16 protein-coding genes are annotated in these 18,744 nt (G+C 72.0%); 8 read left to right on the forward strand and 8 right to left on the reverse strand.

The genetic code is table 11. The features are described from left to right. The first annotated feature begins 9 nt into the window (after positions 1 to 9). Positions 10 to 1,200, forward strand: a complete 1,191-nt coding sequence (gene xylA, locus ACFVU2_RS00505; protein ID WP_387869795.1) for a xylose isomerase — start codon at positions 10 to 12, stop codon at positions 1,198 to 1,200. A 111-nt stretch (positions 1,201 to 1,311) separates the two neighbouring features. After that, a complete protein-coding gene (locus ACFVU2_RS00510) occupies positions 1,312 to 2,742 on the forward strand; it encodes a xylulokinase (RefSeq protein WP_387869797.1) in 1,431 nt (476 codons plus the stop codon). A gap of 127 nt (positions 2,743 to 2,869) precedes the next feature. Here ACFVU2_RS00510 and ACFVU2_RS00515 read toward each other — a convergent pair whose 3' ends face one another. Genes ACFVU2_RS00515 through ACFVU2_RS00530 form a run of 4 tightly spaced genes read right to left on the reverse strand, consistent with a single transcriptional unit; the run spans position 2,870 to position 7,153 of the window. Further along, entirely contained in the window at positions 2,870 to 3,967 is a 1,098-nt protein-coding gene (locus ACFVU2_RS00515) for a glycerate kinase (protein WP_387869798.1), read from the reverse strand. Positions 3,968 to 3,972: 5 nt separating this feature from the next. Then, positions 3,973 to 4,842, reverse strand: a complete 870-nt coding sequence (locus ACFVU2_RS00520; protein ID WP_387869800.1) for a sugar phosphate isomerase/epimerase family protein — start codon at positions 4,840 to 4,842, stop codon at positions 3,973 to 3,975. After that, the gene (locus ACFVU2_RS00525; protein ID WP_387869802.1) at positions 4,839 to 5,996 is read right to left on the reverse strand and encodes a DUF993 family protein; all 1,158 of its coding nucleotides are present in this window, start codon (positions 5,994 to 5,996) and stop codon (positions 4,839 to 4,841) included. The genes ACFVU2_RS00520 and ACFVU2_RS00525 overlap by 4 nt, the downstream gene beginning before the upstream one ends. After that, positions 5,993 to 7,153 carry a Gfo/Idh/MocA family protein gene (locus ACFVU2_RS00530; RefSeq protein WP_387869803.1) on the reverse strand — a complete coding sequence of 387 codons (1,161 nt, stop codon included), beginning with the start codon at positions 7,151 to 7,153 and terminating at the stop codon, positions 5,993 to 5,995. Before ACFVU2_RS00530 ends, ACFVU2_RS00525 begins: the two co-directional genes overlap by 4 nt. Before the next feature lie 302 nt (positions 7,154 to 7,455). Here ACFVU2_RS00530 and ACFVU2_RS00535 point away from each other — a divergent pair, with 302 nt between their 5' ends. The 6 genes from ACFVU2_RS00535 to ACFVU2_RS00560 all read left to right on the forward strand — a co-directional run bounded on the left by ACFVU2_RS00535 (position 7,456) and on the right by ACFVU2_RS00560 (position 14,444). Next, positions 7,456 to 8,124, forward strand: coding sequence for a ThuA domain-containing protein (locus ACFVU2_RS00535; protein ID WP_387869805.1), 669 nt, complete (start codon positions 7,456 to 7,458; stop codon positions 8,122 to 8,124). Positions 8,125 to 8,578: 454 nt separating this feature from the next. Continuing rightward, positions 8,579 to 9,589 carry a hydroxyacid dehydrogenase gene (locus ACFVU2_RS00540; RefSeq protein WP_387869807.1) on the forward strand — a complete coding sequence of 337 codons (1,011 nt, stop codon included), beginning with the start codon at positions 8,579 to 8,581 and terminating at the stop codon, positions 9,587 to 9,589. Between the two features lie 52 nt (positions 9,590 to 9,641). Further along, positions 9,642 to 11,063, forward strand: coding sequence for an aldehyde dehydrogenase family protein (locus ACFVU2_RS00545; RefSeq protein ID WP_387869809.1), 1,422 nt, complete (start codon positions 9,642 to 9,644; stop codon positions 11,061 to 11,063). A 90-nt stretch (positions 11,064 to 11,153) separates the two neighbouring features. Continuing rightward, positions 11,154 to 12,467 carry an ABC transporter substrate-binding protein gene (locus ACFVU2_RS00550; RefSeq protein WP_387869811.1) on the forward strand — a complete coding sequence of 438 codons (1,314 nt, stop codon included), beginning with the start codon at positions 11,154 to 11,156 and terminating at the stop codon, positions 12,465 to 12,467. Positions 12,468 to 12,579: 112 nt separating this feature from the next. Next, entirely contained in the window at positions 12,580 to 13,548 is a 969-nt protein-coding gene (locus ACFVU2_RS00555) for a carbohydrate ABC transporter permease (RefSeq protein ID WP_387869813.1), read from the forward strand. After that, positions 13,545 to 14,444, forward strand: a complete 900-nt coding sequence (locus ACFVU2_RS00560; RefSeq protein WP_387869815.1) for a carbohydrate ABC transporter permease — start codon at positions 13,545 to 13,547, stop codon at positions 14,442 to 14,444. Before ACFVU2_RS00555 ends, ACFVU2_RS00560 begins: the two co-directional genes overlap by 4 nt. Positions 14,445 to 14,725: 281 nt before the next feature. Here the strand turns inward: ACFVU2_RS00560 and ACFVU2_RS00565 are convergent, their stop codons facing one another. The 4 genes from ACFVU2_RS00565 to aldh form a co-directional block, all read right to left on the reverse strand. After that, entirely contained in the window at positions 14,726 to 15,706 is a 981-nt protein-coding gene (locus ACFVU2_RS00565) for a LacI family DNA-binding transcriptional regulator (RefSeq protein ID WP_387869817.1), read from the reverse strand. Positions 15,707 to 15,715: 9 nt separating this feature from the next. After that, the gene (locus tag ACFVU2_RS00570) at positions 15,716 to 16,744 is read right to left on the reverse strand and encodes a LacI family DNA-binding transcriptional regulator (protein ID WP_387869819.1); all 1,029 of its coding nucleotides are present in this window, start codon (positions 16,742 to 16,744) and stop codon (positions 15,716 to 15,718) included. A gap of 74 nt (positions 16,745 to 16,818) precedes the next feature. Then, on the reverse strand, positions 16,819 to 17,367 hold the full coding sequence (locus tag ACFVU2_RS00575; protein WP_387869821.1) for a hypothetical protein: 549 nt from the start codon (positions 17,365 to 17,367) through the stop codon (positions 16,819 to 16,821). After that, on the reverse strand, positions 17,364 to 18,740 hold the full coding sequence (aldh, locus tag ACFVU2_RS00580; protein WP_387869823.1) for an aldehyde dehydrogenase AldH: 1,377 nt from the start codon (positions 18,738 to 18,740) through the stop codon (positions 17,364 to 17,366). The genes ACFVU2_RS00575 and aldh overlap by 4 nt, the downstream gene beginning before the upstream one ends. Positions 18,741 to 18,744 lie beyond the last annotated feature (4 nt).

Genomic DNA, 18,744 nt, shown 5'->3' on the forward strand with positions numbered 1-18,744 from the left:
GGAAGAACCATGAGCCTCACCCCCACCCGCGCCGACAAGTTCTCGTTCGGACTGTGGACGATCGGCTACAACGGCACAGACCCGTTCGGCGGCCCCACCCGGCCCCAGCTCGACGTGGTGGAGGCGGTGACCAAGCTCAGCGAGCTCGGCGCCTACGGCCTCACGTTCCACGACGACGACCTCTTCGCGTTCGGCTCGACCGACGCCGAGCGCCAGACCCAGATCGACCGCCTCAAGCAGGCCCTCGCCGACACCGGGCTCATCGTGCCGATGGTCACCACGAACCTCTTCAGCGCCCCGGTGTTCAAGGACGGCGGCTTCACCTCCAACGACCGCGCCGTGCGCCGCTTCGCGCTGCGCAAGGTCCTGCGCAACATCGACCTCGCCGCCGAGCTCGGCGCCAAGACGTTCGTGATGTGGGGCGGCCGCGAAGGAGCCGAGTACGACTCCGCCAAGAACATCGGCGCCGCCCTCGAGCGCTACCGCGAGGCCGTCAACCTGCTCGGCGACTACGTCACCGACAAGGGCTACGACATCCGCTTCGCCATCGAGCCGAAGCCGAACGAGCCCCGCGGCGACATCCTGCTGCCGACCGTCGGCCACGCCCTCGCCTTCATCAACTCGCTGGAGCGCCCGGAGCTCGTCGGCCTCAACCCCGAGGTCGGCCACGAGCAGATGGCGGGACTGAACTTCGCCGCCGGCATCGCGCAGGCGCTGTACCACGGCAAGCTCTACCACATCGACCTCAACGGCCAGCGCGGCATCAAGTACGACCAGGACCTCGTGTTCGGCCACGGCGACCTCCAGAACGCCTTCGCGCTCGTCGACCTGCTCGAGAACGGCGGCCCGAACGGCGGCCAGGCCTACGAGGGCCCGCGCCACTTCGACTACAAGCCGTCGCGCACCGAGGACGCCACCGGCGTCTGGGACTCCGCCGCTGCGAACATGCGCACCTACCTGCTGCTCAAGGAGCGCGCGGCCGCCTTCCGCGCCGACTCCGAGGTGCAGGAGGCGCTGGAGGCCGCCAAGGTGAACGAGCTGTCGGTGACGACCCTCGGCACCGGCGAGAGCTACGACGACCTGCTCGCCGACCGCAGCGCGTACGAGGACTTCGACGCCGGGTCGTACTTCGGCGCGAAGGGCTTCGGGTTCGTGCGCCTGCAGCAGCTGGCGCTCGAGCACCTTCTCAACGCCCGCTGACCCCTCCCTCTCCCTCTCCGCTTCACCTGACGAGGTGCACGTCGTGGCGCTCATCCCCTCCCGGATGACGACCACGACGTGCACCTCGATCGATCGTTAGGACACAGTGACGTGACACTCGTCGCCGGCGTCGACTCCTCGACGCAGAGCTGCAAGGTGGTCGTACGCGACCTGGAGACCGGCGCCCTCGTGCGCAGCGGCCGGGCCGCGCATCCCGACGGCACCGAGGTCGCGCCCTCCGCGTGGTGGAACGCCCTACAGGCGGCGCTGTCCGCCGCCGGCGGTCTCGATGACGTGGCCGCGATCTCCATCGCCGGCCAGCAGCACGGGATGGTCGTGCTCGACGCCGACGGACGCGTCATCCGCGACGCCCTTCTCTGGAACGACACCCGGTCGGCGCAGGCTGCCCGGGACCTGATCGACGAGGTCGGCGCGGAGTCGTACGCCGAGCGGGTGGGAGTGGTGCCCGTCGCCTCCTTCACGGCCACCAAGCTCCGCTGGCTGCGGGAGGCGGAACCGGCGAACGCCGCCCGCGTCGCCGCCGTCGCCCTCCCCCACGACTGGCTGACCTGGCGCCTGCGCGGGTACGGCCCGGCCGGCGAGAGCCCGCTCGGACCGGACCTGGAGGCGCTCACCACCGACCGCTCGGACGCCAGCGGCACCGCATACTGGAGCGCGCGCACCGGCGCGTACGACCTGGACCTGTTCGAGCGCGCACTCGGTGCGCCGGGGCGGGAGGCCGGGTCGGCCGCGATCGCCGGGGCGGTCGTGCTGCCCCGCGTGCTCGGGCCGGGCGAGGCGGCGGGGCGCGCTCCGTCGGGCGCCCTGGTCGGCCCCGGCGCCGGCGACAACGCCGGCGCCGCTCTCGGACTCGGCGCGGCGGACGGCGACGTGGTCGTCTCCATCGGCACCAGCGGCACCGTCTTCGCGGTGACCGACGCGCCCGTCGCCGACCCCTCAGGCACGGTCGCCGGCTTCGCCGACGCGAGTGGACTCTCCCTCCCCCTCATCGCCACGCTCAACGCCGCCCGTGTGCTGGACGCGATCGCGCGACTGCTCGGCATCGACCACGACGGGCTCGCCGACCTGGCCCTGACGGCAGAGCCGGGCTCCGGCGGCGTGGTGCTCGTCCCGTACCTCGAGGGCGAGCGCACCCCGAACCTCCCGGATGCGAAGGCCGGCCTGCACGGGCTGACCCTCGCCTCCACCACCCCGGCGAACCTCGCCCGCGCGGCGATCGAGGGGATGCTGTGCGGTCTCGCCGACGGCCTCGACGCCGTGCGCGCGGTGAGCGTGGCCGAGCGGCGCATCCTGCTGATCGGCGGCGCGGCGCAGAACCCGGCCGTCGCCGCGGTCGCGTCCCAGGTGTTCGACGCACCCGTCGTCATCCCGGCGCCCGGCGAGTACGTCGCGGACGGCGGGGCCGTTCAGGCGGCCTGGGCGCTGACCGGCGCCCGCCCGGCGTGGACCGTCGAGTCGGCGGAGCCGCTCGCGGTCGACACGCGAGCGGTCATCCGCGAGCAGTACGCGGCCGCGCGGTAAGTCTTCCCGGTCGCGAACGGAGGGGATCCGGGCGACCGAGGAACGGTATGTCCGGTAGCGGAGGGGATGCGGGCGTTCGTGACGCCGATCTCCTCCGTTGCGTCGACCGGGACCGGTGGCGGTCGGGTCAGCCGGCCCGGGTCGCGAGGGCGGCGCCTGCGGCGCGGGCCCAGCGCAGCGGGTCCGCGATCGCGGCCGCGGAGTCGCCCGCGAGGGCGGCGAGCGCGACGGCGTCGGCGAAGCCGCTCGGCTCGGCCGCGATGGCGCCGGCGACGAGGAGGATCGGAACTCCAGCCCGGCGCGCCAGCTCGGCCACGTACTCAGGCGCCTTGCCCGACGCGGACTGGCTGTCGTATCGTCCCTCGCCCGTGATGACCAGGTCTGCCGCTGCGATCCGTGCGGCCAGGCCGAGCGCTTCGGCGACCGCGGGTGCACCCGGCGTCATGGTCGCACCCCAGACGCGCAGGCCGTACCCGGTCCCTCCGGCCGCGCCGGTCCCGGGCTCGTCGACCGCGACCTCCGCCCCCAGCACGTCGGCGAACCGTGCCAGTCCGGCATCCAGCAACGGCACGTCGCCCGGCGACGCCCCCTTCTGCGGTCCGAACACGGCGGCAGCACCACGCGCGCCGAGCAGCGGGTTGGTCACGTCGCTCAGGATGCGCACCCCGCCTGGGGGCAGCGGCCGCAGACCGGAGAGATCGGCACGGGCAAGCTCCTCCAGTCCGCGATTCCCGGGCGTGACGGGCAGCCCGTCGACGTCCGAGAACCGGGCGCCCAGTGCCGTCAGCGCTCCGGCACCGCCATCGGTCGACGCGCTCCCACCGATCGCGAGGAGCAGGGAGGTGGCTCCCGCGTCGAGCGCGGCGGCGATCGCCTGACCGAATCCGACCGTGTGCGCGTCGAAGGGTGCGGGGGTGCGCAGCAGCCCCAGCCCGCTGGTCTCGGCCAGCTCGACGAGCGCGGAGCCGTCGGGCAGCGCGAGCCAGGACGCATCCACCTCGTCGCCGGAGGGGCCGAGCACCCGCACGGGGCGTCGCTGCGCTCCCGGCACCGCGACGGCGAACGCCTCCAGCGTCCCCTCGCCGCCGTCGGCGGTCGGCGCGAGCACGACCGCATCCTCCGGCCGCACCTGCGCCCAGCCGGCGGCGATCGCCTCCGCCACGTCGGCGGCCGAGGCGGAGCCCTTGAACGAGTCCGGGGCGACGACGACGGTGCGGGCGGTCACGGCTCTCACACTGGCACAGACCGCAGCGGGATGCTGCGCTCGAACGCCCGGACGGTGCGGGCCACGACCTCCTCGGGATCGGCGGCCCAGATGTCGGCGTTGAAGATCTCCACCTCGACGTCGCCCGTGTACCCGGCGGCCGCCACGGCCTCGGTGAGGCTCGCGAAGTCGATGTGGCCGTCGCCCATCATCCCGCGTCCGAGCAGCGCGTCGGCGGGGATCGGGGTGAGGAAGTCGCAGACCTGGTAGCTCGCGATACGCCCGGCGGCGCCGGCGCGGGCGATCTGGTCGAGCACCTGCGGATCCCACCAGATGTGGAAGGTGTCCACGACGACCCCCACCGATTCCGGCGCGAACGACTCGGCGAGGTCGAGCGCCTGACCGAGCGTCGAGACGACCGCGCGGTCGGCGGCGTACATCGGGTGGAGCGGCTCGATGGCGAGCGTCACGCCCGCGGCCCGGGCATCCGGCTCCAACTCGGCCAGCGCGTCGGCGACGCGGCCGCGTGCCCCGACGAGATCCGTCGAGCCCGCGGGCAACCCGCCGGCGACGAGCACGAGAACCGCGGCCGAACCGGGAGCGCCGGCCGCGGCGAGCGCCGCCGTCTCCTCGATCGCGCGGCGGTTCTCGTCGATCGCCGCACGGCGCTCGGGACCCTCGGGCAGGGTGAAGAAGCCGCCGCGGCAGAGGCTCGACACGCGCAGCCCGCTGTCTGACACCATCCGTGCCGCCTCCGCGAGCCCGACCTCGGCGACCGGCTCGCGCCAGACGCCGATCGCCTCGATGCCCGCCGCAGCGGTCAGGCGCAGGGCGTCGGCGAGGTTCGCGTACTTGATCGTCGCCTGGTTGAGCGACAGCCGAGCCGGGGCGTTCACGCCTCCACCCCGTTCAGACGCAGCAGGTCGGACCAGCGCTGGGCGGCCAGGTCGGGCTTCTCCAGCGCCCCGCATGCCCCGGCGAGGCGGACGATCTGAGAGAGGTGCGGGAGGCTGCGCGCGGCGTGCAGACCGCCGACCATCGCGAAGGCGTCCTGGTGTCCGTTCAGCCAGGAGAGGAAGGCCACGCCCGTCTTGTAGTAATACGTGGGCGCCGAGAAGATCTGCCGGGAGAGCGCCTCCGTCGGCCCGAGGATCGCCCGGTAGCGCTCGAGGTCGTCCGCATCGAGCGCCTGGATGGCCGCGGAGGCGCTGGGAGCGAGGGCCGCGAACGCGCCGAGCAGCGCATCCGAGTGCACTCCGTCCGCGCCTTCGATCAGACCGACGTAGTTGAAGTCGTCACCGGTGAACATGCGCACGCCCCGGGGGAGCCGCGAGCGCAGCGCGATCTCGGCGTCGGCGTCGAGCAGGCTCATCTTGATGCCGGAGACCGTGTCGCCGGCGGCCTCCATGATGCGCAGCACTGTGTCCGCATCGCCGAAGTAGCCCGCGAGCGCCGGATCGAACGCCTCCCCCAGCCAGTGCAGGACGACGGGAGCACCGGCGGCGGCGAGCACCGCGCTGTACACACGCTCGTAGTCGGCCGGCGATTCCGCTGCCCGCGCGAGATGACGGCTCGCCATGAGCACCACCCCGGCGCCGGCGTCCTCGGTGAAGTGCAGCTGCTCGACGTAGGCATCGATCACGGCGTCGAGAGGGATGTGCTCGTCGGCGACGTGGTCCGTGTTCACCCCGGCGACCACCCGGCCGCCGACCGAGCGCGCCTCGGCGGCGCTGCGACGGATCAGCTCGCGCGTGGCGGCGGCATCGAGACCCATGTTGCGCTGCGCCGTGTCCATCGCGTCGGCGACGCCCAGCCCCCAGCCGTAGACGTGACGGCGGAACGCGAGGGTGGCATCCCAGTCGATGTCGGCCGGGGCGCCCGGCACGTTGTCGGCCCAGGGCTTCGGGATGACGTGGGCGGCCGCGTACGCGACCCGCGACCGCAACGGCGCGGCCGGGCGCTCGGTGACCGCGGGCGCGTGCAGGTCGGCGGTGGAGGTGCTGCCGTCGGCGTTCAGCAGGGTGACGGCGCGCACGGCGACGTCGGTCATCGGGCGATCTCCGGCAGGCGCACCTCGGCGAGGTCGACGCGGCGACCCTCGCGCGAGGAGCGCAGCCCCTCCTCCGCGAGCTGCACTCCGCGCGCCCCGGCGAGGAAGTCGTAGGCGTTCGGCCCGTCTTCGAGCACGTGGCGCAGGAACTCCTCCCACTGCGTCTTGAAGCCGTTCTCGAACACCTCGTTGGCCGGGGACTCGATCCAGTCGCCGTCGTAGTCGTGCGCGTCGGCGAGGTCGGGGTTCCACACCGGCTTCGGCGTCGCGTTGCGCGGCTGGATCTTGCAGCCGAAGAGCCCGACCACGGCGCTGCCGTGGGTGCCGTCCACCTGGAACTCGACCAGCTCGTCGCGGTTGACGCGGGTGGTCCAGCTGGAGTTGAGCTGGGCGGTCACGCCCCCGGCGAGCTGGAAGATCGCGTAGGCGGCGTCATCCGCGGTCGCCGGGTAGGGGTGACCCTGCTCGTCCACGCGCTCGGGGATCTCGGTGACGGCGTGCGCGTACACGGACTCGACCCGGCCGAAGAGGTTCTCGAGCACATAGCTCCAGTGCGGGAACATGTCGACGACAATCCCGCCGCCGTCCTCCGCGCGGTAGTTCCAGCTGGGGCGCTGGGCGGCCTGCCAGTCGCCCTCGAACACCCAGTAGCCGAACTCCCCGCGCACCGAGAGGATGCGGCCGAAGAATCCGGAGTCGATGAGCCGCTTGAGCTTGCGCATCCCGGGCAGGTAGAGCTTGTCGTGCACGACGCCGTTCTTGATGCCGGCCTCCTCGGCCAGGCGGGCGAGCTCCAGCGCCTCCTCGAACGACTCGGCGGTGGGCTTCTCGGTGTAGATCGCCTTGCCGGCCGCGATCGCCTTGCGGATCGCCGTGCTGCGCGCCTTGGTGACGAGGAAGTCCGCGTAGATCTGCCAGCGGTCGTCGGCGAGGGCGGCGTCGAGGTCGGTCGTGTAGTGCTCGATGCCGTGACGCTCGGCGAGCTCGGCGAGCTTCTGCTCGCTGCGGCCGACCAGGATCGGCTCGACCTGCACGCGGCTGCCGTCGGAGAGCAGCACGCCGCCCTGCTCGCGGATCGCGAGGATCGACCGCACCAGGTGCTGGCGGTAGCCCATGCGCCCGGAGACGCCGTTCATGATGATGCCGATCGACGACACGTGTACTCCTTTGTGCTCTGCGTGCGATGTCGCGCTGTCGTGGTGCGGAACGGGCGTTCTCACACGCAGGAAAGCGCTTACCACTACGCTACCCGCTCGATTTCCCCGCTGTCAACGACCAGCACCCGGCCGAGGTTCACGTCGTGGCGGTAATGGCGCCCCCGCACACCGCCACGTCGTGAACCTCGGCGTCTCGGAGGATGCGGGCGCGACCACGGAGGCAGGGCTGCGGCCGCTCGGCGCTGGCGGCGCCGAGCGGAGAGCGCTTACCATGCCGTAGCGTGAACGACGAGAGGACACCCATGCGAGCACTGATCCTGAGCGGCGCGGGGCGGTACGCCGACCCGTGGCACCCGTTCCCCGAGACCTCCAGCCGGCTGGCGGCCCTCCTGCACGGGCAGGGTCTCGACGTGGAGGTCTCCGAGGACGTCGACGCGCGCATGGCCGCGCTGACCGACGACGACCCGGACCTGCTGGTGCTCAACTTCGGCGACCCCGCCCACACCGGCACGCCCGACCCCGAGGCCGAAGCGCGCGGCCGCGCCGGGCTGCTGGCCCATCTTGCGCGCGGGCGCCCGCTGCTCGTCTCGCACGTCACCTCCACGTCGCTGCGCGGCATCCCGGAGTGGGAGGCCGTCCTGGGCGGGGTGTGGGTGCGCGACACGACCTTCCACCCGGACTACGGGCCGGCGACGATCCTGGTGCACCCGGAGCGTGACGCGATCGTCGCGGGGCTGGACGACTTCGCCGTGACGGACGAGCGCTACACGGACCTCCGCGTCGACCCGGCCGTGGTCGCCCTGGCCTCGCATGCGCACGACGGGCGTGAGCATCCCCTCATGTGGACACGGCGGTACGGCCCGGCGCAGGCGAAGGTCTTCTACGACGCGCTCGGCCACGATGCCGCGTCCTACGATGCGCCGACCCACCGGCAGATCCTCGAGCGCGCCGTGCGCTGGCTGACGGACTGAGCGGTACCGCCTCCGCCAGCTGGTCGTGTACCAGTGGTCGCGACATGCCGCTTGACCCTGCGGCGTCGCAGCCCGCGCCCGCAACGAGTGGTCACGACATGCCGCGCAGCCTTGCGCCGGGGGTGGCGCCCACAAACGAGTGGTCACGACATGCCGCGCGAATCCACACCCCAGCGAACGAATGGTCACGACACGCCGCATGCGGGCCTGTTCACGCGGCGTGTCTTGACCAACAGATGACAGGCGGGCGGCCGACAGGAGGCAGGCGGCGTGCCCGTCAGCGTGCCGGGCGGCGCGCCGACGGCGCGCCCGGGGCGAGCCGGGCGTCCGGGGCGGCACACACCGGCTCGACAGCCGCCCCGGAAATTCTTCTTGACGAACGGGGATGGAGGGACGCATACTCGGGAATGCGCATTCTGGGAATGCGCAATCCGCCCCACCCGAGGAGTCGACGATGACAGCACGACGCACGCCCGTCGCCGCATTCGCCATGCGGCCGGACCTGCCCGAGCTGCTGTTCGGCGCCGACGACCTGGCCGCGCTCACCCGCGTCGCCGATCTCGATCCGAGGCTCGCGATCACCGACTTCGCCGAGGCCCCGGCCGAACTCCTCGACGCGGTGGAGGTGCTCATCACCGGGTGGGGAGCCCCCCGCATCGGAGCCGCCGAGCTCGACCGCATGCCGCGACTGCGGGCCGTCGTCCACGCAGCGGGCACCGTGAAGGGCCACATCGACGACGCCGTCTGGGAGCGCGGGCTGCTCGTCACGAGCGCAGCGAGCGCGAACGCGTACCCGGTCGCCGAGTACACCCTCGCGATGATCCTGCTGGCGGGCAAGCGCGTCCCCGACTACATCCGCGGCTACGCCGCCGACCCGGACTCGTACGCGCAGGAGCCCGACCCGGCGATCGGCAACTTCGGGCGCACGGTCGGCATCGTCGGCGCCTCCCGCGTTGGCCGCCGGGTGATCGAGTTGCTCCAGCCGTTCGACATCGACGTGCTGCTCTACGACCCCTATCTCGCCGCCGGCGACCCGGTGCTGGGCCAGGCCCGCACGGTCGGGCTCGACGAGCTGTTCGCGCGATCGAGCATCGTCAGCGTCCACGCCCCCCTGCTTCCCGACACGATCGGGATGATCGGCGCCGCCCAGCTCGGCCTGCTGCCCGACGGCGCGACCCTCATCAACACGGCCCGGGCGCCGATCGTCGATCAGGAGGCCCTGACCGACGCCGTGCGCGACCGCGGCCTGCGCGCCGTGCTCGACGTCACCGACCCGGAGCCGCTGCCCGCCGACCACCCGCTGCGCTCGCTTCCCGGAGTCGTCCTGACCCCGCACGTCGCGGGAGCGCTCGGCACCGAGCTGCGCCGGCTCGGCGAATGCGCCCTGCACGAGGTCGAACGGTTCGCCGCGGGCGAGCCCGCCGAACATCCCGTCACGAAGGAAGCTCTGATCGCCGTTGCCTGAGACTGTCACCGTACCCACCCCGTCCCCTTCCCCCGCCCAGGAGGCACGCCCCATGCGCGAGCTGCGCGACTACGACGTCCAGGTGTTCATCGACGGCCGCTTCGAGCGGCCGGAGGCCGGCGACGGCCTGCCCGTTCTCGACAAGGCGGCCGGCATCCCGTTCGCCACGTACGGCAACGCATCCGCCGCCCAGGTCGACCGCGCCGTCGAGGCGGCCCGCCGCGCCCAGCCCGGCTGGGGCGAGGTGGACGCCAACACGCGGTCGGCGATCATCCGCCGCTTCGCCGAGGAGCTCGAGCGTCGCCGCGACGAGCTGCTCACCCTGATCATCCGCGAGACCGGCGGAACGCTCGAGAAGGCGGAGGAGGAGCTCGGCCAGTCGATCACCCAGCTGAACAACTCCGCGACGCAGCTGACCGAGAACGCCGGCAGCATCCTCCCGCCGTACAAGCAGGGCAAGCTCTCGATGTCCCGGGCCGTGCCGCTCGGCGTCATCGGGCTGATCGTCCCCTGGAACTACCCGATGAGCCTCGCGATGCGCGCCCTCGCGCCGGGGCTCGCCTACGGCAACGCCGTCGTGCTCAAGCCGGCCGAGCTCACACCGGTCGCGGGAGGCCAGATCCTGGCCGAAGCCGCGCTCGCGGCGGGCGTCCCCGCCGGCGTCTTCGCGGTCGTCCCCGGCGACGGGCCGACCACCGGACGCACGCTGAGCGAGCACCCGGGCCTGAACCTCATCCACTTCACCGGCTCGTTCGAAGTCGGCCACCAGATCGCGAACTTCGCCGCGCGCACCTTCACCCCGGTCGCCACGGAACTCGGCGGCGACAACGCGTTCGTCGTCCTCGACGACGCCGACATCGACCAGGCGGCCAGCTGCGCCGTGTGGTCCGCGCTCTGGTACCAGGGCCAGACCTGCATCAGCGCCGGACGGCACATCGTGCAGCGGGAGGTCGCCGACGCGTTCACGGAGGCCGTCGTGGAGCGCGTGCGCGCCCTCCGCGTCGGCGACCCGCTGCGCGCGGAGGTCGACCTCGGCCCGATCATCAGCGAGACGCAGCTGCGCCGCTTCGCCGACGGCCTCGTGGCCCCCTCGGTCACAGCCGGCGCGACCGTCGCGACGGGAGGGACCCACGACGGCCTCTTCTACGCACCCACCGTGCTCACCGGCGTCACCCCCGACATGCCGGTCTTCACGGAGGAGATCTTCGGCCCGGTGATGCCCATCACCGTCGTCGATTCCGAGGCGGAGGCGCTCGCCCTCGTCAACCGGCACCGCACGCTCATGAACTCCGTCTTCACCGGCGACCCGATGCGCGGGCTCGCTTTCGCGGAGCGGGTGCAGAGCAACGAGGTGCACGTGAACGACGGGTACGCCCGCCACGGCGGCGAGGGACAGCTCGCCGGCTTCACCCGCCGGCAGTGGATCGGCCTCCAGACCTCCCCCGTGCGGTACCCCGCATGGGCCGAGGGCTGAACCGCACGGCACGGACCACCTGCTCGACACAGCCCCACCGCTCGACACAGACCACCCGCACCACGAAAACCATCGAAGGAGATGCACACAGTGAGGAAGTCAACGCTGAGGACCATCGGCGCGATCGTCGGCGTCGCCGCCGCGACCACCGCGGTCCTGACCGGCTGCTCCAGCTCGCCGAGCGGAAGCTCGACGTCGGGCGGCAAGGTCACCCTGTCCTATGTCAACTGGGACGGCGGGATGCAGGCCGTCGTCGACGAGTGGAACAAGGCCAACCCGGACATCCAGGTCAAGCTGACCAAGCCGTCCGGCACGGGCTACACGCTCTACAACAAGCTCATCACCAACAACAAGGCCGGCACCAACCCGGACGTCACCGAGGTGGAGTACCAGGCGCTGCCCGCACTCATCGCCAACAAGGTCGTCATCCCGATCGACGAGTACGTGGGCGACCTCTCCAGCGACTTCTCCAAGTCGACGCTCGCCCAGGTGCAGTTCGAGGGCAAGACCTACGGCGTCCCGCAGAACGTCTGCCCGATGGTGTTCTTCTACCGCAAGGACATCTGGGACTCCCTGGGTCTCACCCCGCCGAAGACGTGGGACGAGTACGCGGCCGATGCCGCCAAGATCCACGCGGCCGACCCCTCCAAGTTCATCGGCAACTTCACCGCGGCCGACCCGGGCTGGTTCGCCGGGCTCGCGCAGCAGGCGGGCGCCAACTGGTGGAGCGCGTCGGGTGACACCTGGAGCGTGAACATCAACGACGCGGCCAGCAAGAAGGTCGCCGACTACTGGAGCGGCCTCGTCGATCAGGGCGTCGTCAGCCCCGAGCCGAACTGGTCGGCCCAGTGGAACACGGACATGAACAACGGCACCCTCGTCGGCTGGGTCGGCGCGCAGTGGGCGCCCAACCAGCTCCCGTCGATCGCGAAGGACACCGCGGGCAAGTGGGAGGCCGTCGCGCTCCCCGCGTGGACCGCCGGTGACACCACCGTCGGCATCTGGGGCGGCGAGACCGAGGCGGTCACGGCCAACTCGAAGCACCCCGCCGAGGCCGCGAAGTTCGTCAAGTGGATGAACTCCTCCAAGGAGGGCGTCGCGTCCCTGATCAAGAACGTGCAGGTCTTCCCCGCGAGCCTCTCGAACCAGTCGGCGCCCGAGCTGCAGACCCCGCCGCCGTTCATGTCGAACCAGCCCGACTACAACACCCTGATGGCGACCGTCGCCAAGGGGGTGCGGACCTTCGACATCTGGGGTCCGAACGCGAACGTCACTTTCGACTCGTACTCGAACGCGTTCGCGGCAGCCCTGCAGAACAAGACCGCGCTGTCGGCCGCGCTCGACACGATGCAGTCGGACACCGTGACCGACATGAAGAAGATCGGGTTCAAGGTCGCCGGCTGACCTCCCGGATCCGCCCCGGGCGGGGCCGACGCGATCATCCCGTCGTCCCCGCCCGGCACCACCCGCACCGCCCGCACCATCCGCTCCATCCCCGTCCGAGGAGAATCAGCACATGGCCGTCATCGGAGACAGCACCGCACCGCCGGCGCCGGCGCGCACCGGCCGCCGCGCCTCCCCCGCACCCACGGGCTCCCGTCGCCGTCGCCGCGGCCCCACCCTCCTGCCCGTGCTGCTGGTCACCCCGGCGGTCGTCCTGCTGCTGCTCTTCACGGTGGCGCCCGGCATCTACGCGGTCATCCTCAGCTTCCTGCAGCTCAAGGTCGGCGGCGGCCTGCTCGGCGGCGGCGCCCCGACCGAGGTGTTCGCCGGGTTCGCCAACTACATCAGCACCCTCGTGGACCCCGAGTTCTGGGCGAGCCTCGGCCGGATGCTGATCGTCGCCCTGATCGGGGTTCCGCTCACCATCGTGCTCGCGACCGTCTTCGCGCTCTGCCTCGACGCCAAGCGCGCCCGCCTCGTCGGCATCACGCGCCTCGCGATCTTCCTCCCGTACGCCGTGCCCGGCGTGGTCGCCTCCCTGCTCTGGGGCTTCATGTACCTGCCGGCCACCAGCCCCATCGGCGGCCGTGTCATCGACTACTTCGGCAGCACCGGCATCTTCTTCTCGGTGGCCAACGTCGCCGTCTGGGGCGTCGTCGGCTTCAACATGGTGATCCTCTACACGGCGGTCCGCAGCCTCCCGAAGGACCTCTTCGAGGCGGCGGAGCTCGACGGTGCGTCCGAGCTGCAGATCGCCCTGCGCATCAAGCTGCCGCTGATCGCCCCGGCCATCACGATGGTCGCGCTCTTCTCCGTGATCGGCGCGCTGCAGCTGTTCAACGAGCCGACCACCCTCAAGCCCCTCGCCAACGCGATCTCGTCGACCTGGGTGCCGCTGATGCGGGTCTACACCGACGCCTTCGTCAACAACAGCATCTACGAGGGCGCCGCGACCTCGTTCATCCTCATCCTCATGACGGTCGCCGCCACGGTGCTCGTCAACGTGATCGGCCGGCGTATCGCCCGGAGGGAGACCCGATGACCACCCTGACCGCCGACCGGGCCACGGCCCCGCGCGCCGGCAAGGCTCCGCTGCGCACCCGCTCGGGCCTGCGTATCGTCCCCACGCTCATCCTGATCGTCGGCGCGCTCTACTGCGTGCTCCCGGTGCTTTGGATCGTGATCGCCGCCACCAAGACCAACGACGAGCTGTTCTCCACCCCGCCGTTCGTCCCCTCCTTCACCGGCGGCTTCTGGACGAACATGGAGGCCCTCTTCACCTACAACAATGGCATCTTCGGCCGCTGGGCCCTCAACTCGGTCGTCTACGCGATCGGCGGCGGGATCCTCTCGACCGTCGTCGCCGGCGCCGCCGGCTACGCGCTCGGCAAGTACCGCTTCACCGGATCGAAGTGGATCTTCCGCCTCATCGTCGCCGCCGTGCTGCTGCCGCAGATCATGCTCGCCATCCCGCAGTTCCTGCTGATGGCCAAGTTCGGGATGACCAACAACTACGCGTCGGTCATCCTGCCCCAGCTGGTGTCGCCGTTCGCGATCTACCTCTGCAAGATCTACGCCGAGGCCTCGGTGCCCGACGAGATCATGGAGGCGGCCCGCATCGACGGCGGCAGCGAGTGGCGCATCTTCTGGTCGGTCGGCTCGCGCCTGATGATGCCCGCCCTCGTCACCGTGTTCCTCCTGCAGTTCATCGGCATCTGGAACAACTTCCTCCTGCCGTTCGTCATGCTGAACAACGACCAGCTGTACCCGCTGACGCTCGGCCTCTACGGGCTGATGATCATCACGGGAGGACAGGCGGCGCAGTACTCCATCGTCATCGCGGGCGTACTGGTGTCGATCGTGCCCCTGGCCATCCTCTTCCTGTCGCTGCAGCGGTACTGGAAGATCGACCTGATCTCGGGCGGGGTGAAGTTGTAGGCGCGAACGCAGTGCCGCCGCGGGGGCAGAGGTCCTGCGGCATCGGCGCACGGTCGTACGGAATGGTGCAGGGGTGCACAGCGTCGCACGGAGTGCACCGGATGCCCAGGGATCGCGAAACGTCGTTCCGGTACGACCGGAACGACGTTTTGCGTCCCCGCAGCTCTCCAGCCCGCGGATCCAGGTGTCGCAACACGCCGCGGACGCACATGCCCGCGCGGCGTGTCGTGACAGCTGGATCGGGTGCGCGGGCCGCGAGACGGCGTGTCGTGACGACAGGATCAGCGGCGCGGGGTGGAGGCCCTCAGCCGCACCTCGGCCGCGACGGGCACGGCCGGGAGCGGGTCGTCGGCCAGGGCCAGCTCGAGGGCGCGCGCGCCGATGTCGGCGAGCGGCAGTGCCACCGAGGTGAGGGCCGGCGTGACATCGGCCACGAGGGGGATGTCGTCGAAGCCGGCGACGGCGACCTCCGCGCCCGGGGCGATGCCGGCCTCCCGCAGCGCCGCCATCGCGCCGATCGCCATCACGTCGCTCACGGCGAAGACGCACTCGGGGCGGTCTCCGGACGCGATCAGTCCCGCCATCGCGCGGTGGCCTCCCGCCCGCGTGAACTCGGAGTGCACCACCCGGGCGGAGGGCACGACCGAGCGGAAGCCGTCGACGCGGTCGCGCACCGTCACGAGTTCACCCGGCCCGGCGAGCACGGCGAAGTCCGCGTAGCCGAGCGCCAGAAGCTCGCGCGCGAGCGCGGCGGCGCCGCCGTGGTTGTCGACGTCGACCGTGCGCAGACCCGGCGCACCGGTGCCGACGACGGCGACGCGATCGCGGGCGCCGACGCGGGTCTCGATGCCGGTCACCCGGCTGCCGGCGAGCACGACGGCACGGGGACGCTGGCCGCGCAGGGCGTCGAGGGCGGTCTCCTCCTTGGCCGTGGAGTCCGGCCCGGCATACGCTCCGGTGGCGGTGATGGTCACGATCAGTCCGCGCTCGTCCGCGACGCGCACGACCCCGGACGACAGGGAGGCGAAGTACGGGTCGGCGATGTCTCCGACGACGAGCGCCACCACGTTGCTCGTGCCGCGCGCGACGGCCTGCGCCTGAACGTTGGCGCTGTAGCCGAGCACGCGGGCGGAGGCGAGCACACGCTCCTGCAGCTCGGGATTGACCTTGCGCGCACTGCCGTTGAGCGCACGCGACGCCGTCGCCAGCGAGACGCCGGCGTGCGCGGCGACGTCGGACAGGGTCGGGGCGTTCTCGCTCACAGGCCCAACCTACCGGCGCACCGGCGGGGTGGAGGCGCGGATGATCGGGTGCGCCGGGACGGTGCGCCCTCCCCCGTCGGCGTCGAGCGCGCGGCGGACGGTCTCCTCCGCGACCTGGTCGAGCGGCACGTGGACCGTGGTCAGCGGCGGGACGACGTCGCGGAGGGTCGTGATGTCGTCGAAGCCGGCGACGGCGACGTCGTGCGGGATGCGCCGGCCCCGGTCGCGCAGGCCGGCGATCGCGCCGAGCGCCATGTCGTCGGTGATGGCGAAGATCAGCTCGAGGCCCGCGAGCTCATCGTCCGGGAGCGAGCGGACGAACTCGCGCGTCCCCTCCCACGAGAACTCCGGGTAGGCGACGGTCGTCTCGCCGCCGAAGCCCTCGACGAATCCGTCCACGCGCTGCTGCATCGACAGCAGGGGGGTGCCGCTGCCGAGCACCAGGGCCCGCCGGTAGCCGAGGGTCGCGAGCTCGGCGGCCAGCTCCCGCGCACCCTCATGGGTGTCGAAGGTGACGGTCTCGAACGGCAGATCGGTGCGGCTGATCAGCACGACCTTGCCCCCGGTCTCCTCGAAGCGGCGCAGCTCGGCGACGAGCTCGTCGCCGTTGGGCGGGTCGACGTAGCCGGTTCCGGCGAGCACGATCGCCCGCGGCTGCTGCCCGCGCAGCTCGCGCACGAGTTCGAGCTCGCGATCCACGCGGCGGTCGGTGACGGCGATCGAGACGCGCAGACCGTACGTCTCGGCCTGCTTCATCAGAGCGGCGGCCATCGCCGAGAAGTAGGGGTCCGAGATGCCGCCGATGACGAGCGCGATCGTGCCGGAGGTGCCACGGGCGATCGCCTGCGCCGCCAGGTTCGGGGTGTAGCCGAGCTCGCGGGCCGCTTCGAGCACGCGCTCGCGGTAGCCCTCGGCGACGGTGCGCGTGCTGCCGTTGAGCACCCGGGAGGCGGTCGGCTGCGAGACCCCGGCGCGGCGCGCGACGTCCGTGAGCGTCACCGGGCGGCGGGGTGCCGCATCGCTCTGTGCCTCGACCACAGAGTTACCCTACCGGGTCGCGCGAGACGTGGGAATGCGCATCCCCGCGGGTCGCGACGATCACGGCGACACGGTCACATCACGGCCATCGCCGCCAGCATCCCGCCGCAGACGACAGCGGAGACGACCGTGTGCGTCCGCACCGCGCGGCGGGCGAGCAGGAGGCGGACGACCAGCCAGCCTGCGACGGCGGCGGCCACGAGAGCGGCGGCGAGCGGCGCCGACGCGGCAGCCGTCATCAGATGGTGATGTCCCCCTGCCGTTGCGCCGACGCCGGCGACCGCGCCGGCCCCGGCCCCGGCATCCTCCGCGGTCCCGGCCGCTCCCGTGCCCCCTGCGTGCGCTCCCGCGAACGCCGCTCCGACCATCACGAGCACCATCGCCCACAGGTCGGCGATGTGCTCGCGCGCGAACGCCGACCGTCGCGCCGACCGGGCGTAGGCGACCGAGAGCAGGGCGAGCGCCACCGCCGCGCCGCACAGCGCCGCGGCGCCGCCCGCGAGGCACGCCCACACCATCAGTGCGGCCGGGGGCGCCTCGTGCGCGAGCGCGAGCACGAGGCCGTGCCGTCCCAGGCGACCCGTGACGGGCCGGGCGGACGGCACGGCCCCGGCCGAGCTCACGCGCGCCAGACGGTCTTGATGTTGGTGAACTCGCGGATGCCGAGGGCCGACAGCTCGCGGCCGTAGCCCGAGTCCTTCACGCCGCCGAACGGCAGCTGCGGGAAGGAGGCCGTCAGCCCGTTCACGAAGACGCCGCCGGCCTCGATGCCCCGCTGGAACAGGTCGGCCTCGACGTCGTCGTTGGTCCACACGCTCGAGCTGAGACCGAAGTCGGAGTCGTTGCTCCGTTCCACCGCCTCCTCGGCCGAGGCGACCTCGTAGAGGCAGGCGACCGGCCCGAAGCACTCCTCGCGGTAGATCCGCATCTCGGGGGTCACGTCGCGCAGCACCGTCGCGGGGTAGAACCAGCCCGGGCCGTCCGGCAGTTCGCCGCCCGCCAGCACGGTCGCGCCCTTGGCGATCGCGTCGGCGACCAGCTCGTGGGTGTCGCGCCGCACCTGCTCGGTGGCGAGCGGGCCGAACGACGTGGCCTCGTCGAACGGGTCGCCGGTGACCTGCGCGCGCATCCCGGCGACGAACGCCTCCTCGAAGGCTTCGTAGATATCGGCGTGCACGTAGTAGCGCTTGGCGGCGATGCAGCTCTGTCCCGAATTCTGGACGCGCGCGTTCACTCCCGCGGTCGCGGCCGCGGCGATGTCGGCGCTCGGCATCACGACGAACACATCGGTGCCGCCGAGCTCGAGCACGGACTTCTTGATGTTGCGGCCCGCGGCCTCCGCCACGGCCGAGCCCGCACCGACGGACCCGGTCAGGGTGACCGCGCGGATGCGTCGGTCGTCGATCAGCGGCGCGACCGCCCCGCCCTCGACCAGCACGGTCTGGAAGGCGCCCGCCGGGAACCCGGCGCGCTCGAACAGCGACCCGAGGTACAGGGCGCTCTGCGGCACGCTCGACGCATGCTTCAGGACGCCGGTGTTGCCTGCCATGAGCGCAGGACCCGCGAAGCGGATGACCTGCCAGAACGGGTAGTTCCACGGCATGACCGCGAGCACGGTGCCGATCGGCTGGTAGCGGACGCTGACCGCGGAGGCCCCCACGTCGCCGGCGGCCACCGGGTGCTCGTCAGCGAGGTACTCGGCGGCGTGGTCGGCGTACCAGCGCATCCCGCGCGCCGACTTCGCGACCTCGTACTTCGCGGTGCCGATGGTCTTGCCCATCTCGGTCGTCACGAGGGCGGAGACCTCGTCGAGCTCGGCGTCGAGCAGGTCCGCGGCGGCGTGCATCCACGCGCTCCGCTGCTCGAACGTGGTCGCGCCGAGCGCGCGGTACGCGGCCTCGGCGGCGGCGAGGACGCCCTCGAGCTGTTCGGGCGTGTGCGGCTCGAACGTCTTCAGGGTCTCGCCGGTGGCGGGATTGACGGTGGCGATGGCCATGTGC

This window comes from Leifsonia sp. NPDC058194, assembly GCF_042883605.1.
Classification (GTDB): Bacteria; Actinomycetota; Actinomycetes; order Actinomycetales; family Microbacteriaceae; genus Leifsonia.

Bases quoted from the DNA above. Each gene is read 5' to 3' on its own strand.
- ACFVU2_RS00560 (WP_387869815.1), top strand. From the start codon at position 13,545: ATGACCACCCTGACCGCCGACCGGGCCACGGCCCCGCGCGCCGGCAAG.
- ACFVU2_RS00555 (WP_387869813.1), top strand. From the start codon at position 12,580: ATGGCCGTCATCGGAGACAGCACCGCACCGCCGGCGCCGGCGCGCACC.
- aldh (WP_387869823.1), bottom strand. From the start codon at position 18,740: ATGGCCATCGCCACCGTCAATCCCGCCACCGGCGAGACCCTGAAGACG.
- ACFVU2_RS00535 (WP_387869805.1), top strand. From the start codon at position 7,456: ATGCGAGCACTGATCCTGAGCGGCGCGGGGCGGTACGCCGACCCGTGG.
- ACFVU2_RS00540 (WP_387869807.1), top strand. From the start codon at position 8,579: ATGACAGCACGACGCACGCCCGTCGCCGCATTCGCCATGCGGCCGGAC.
- xylA (WP_387869795.1), top strand. From the start codon at position 10: ATGAGCCTCACCCCCACCCGCGCCGACAAGTTCTCGTTCGGACTGTGG.
- ACFVU2_RS00525 (WP_387869802.1), bottom strand. From the start codon at position 5,996: ATGACCGACGTCGCCGTGCGCGCCGTCACCCTGCTGAACGCCGACGGC.
- ACFVU2_RS00545 (WP_387869809.1), top strand. From the start codon at position 9,642: ATGCGCGAGCTGCGCGACTACGACGTCCAGGTGTTCATCGACGGCCGC.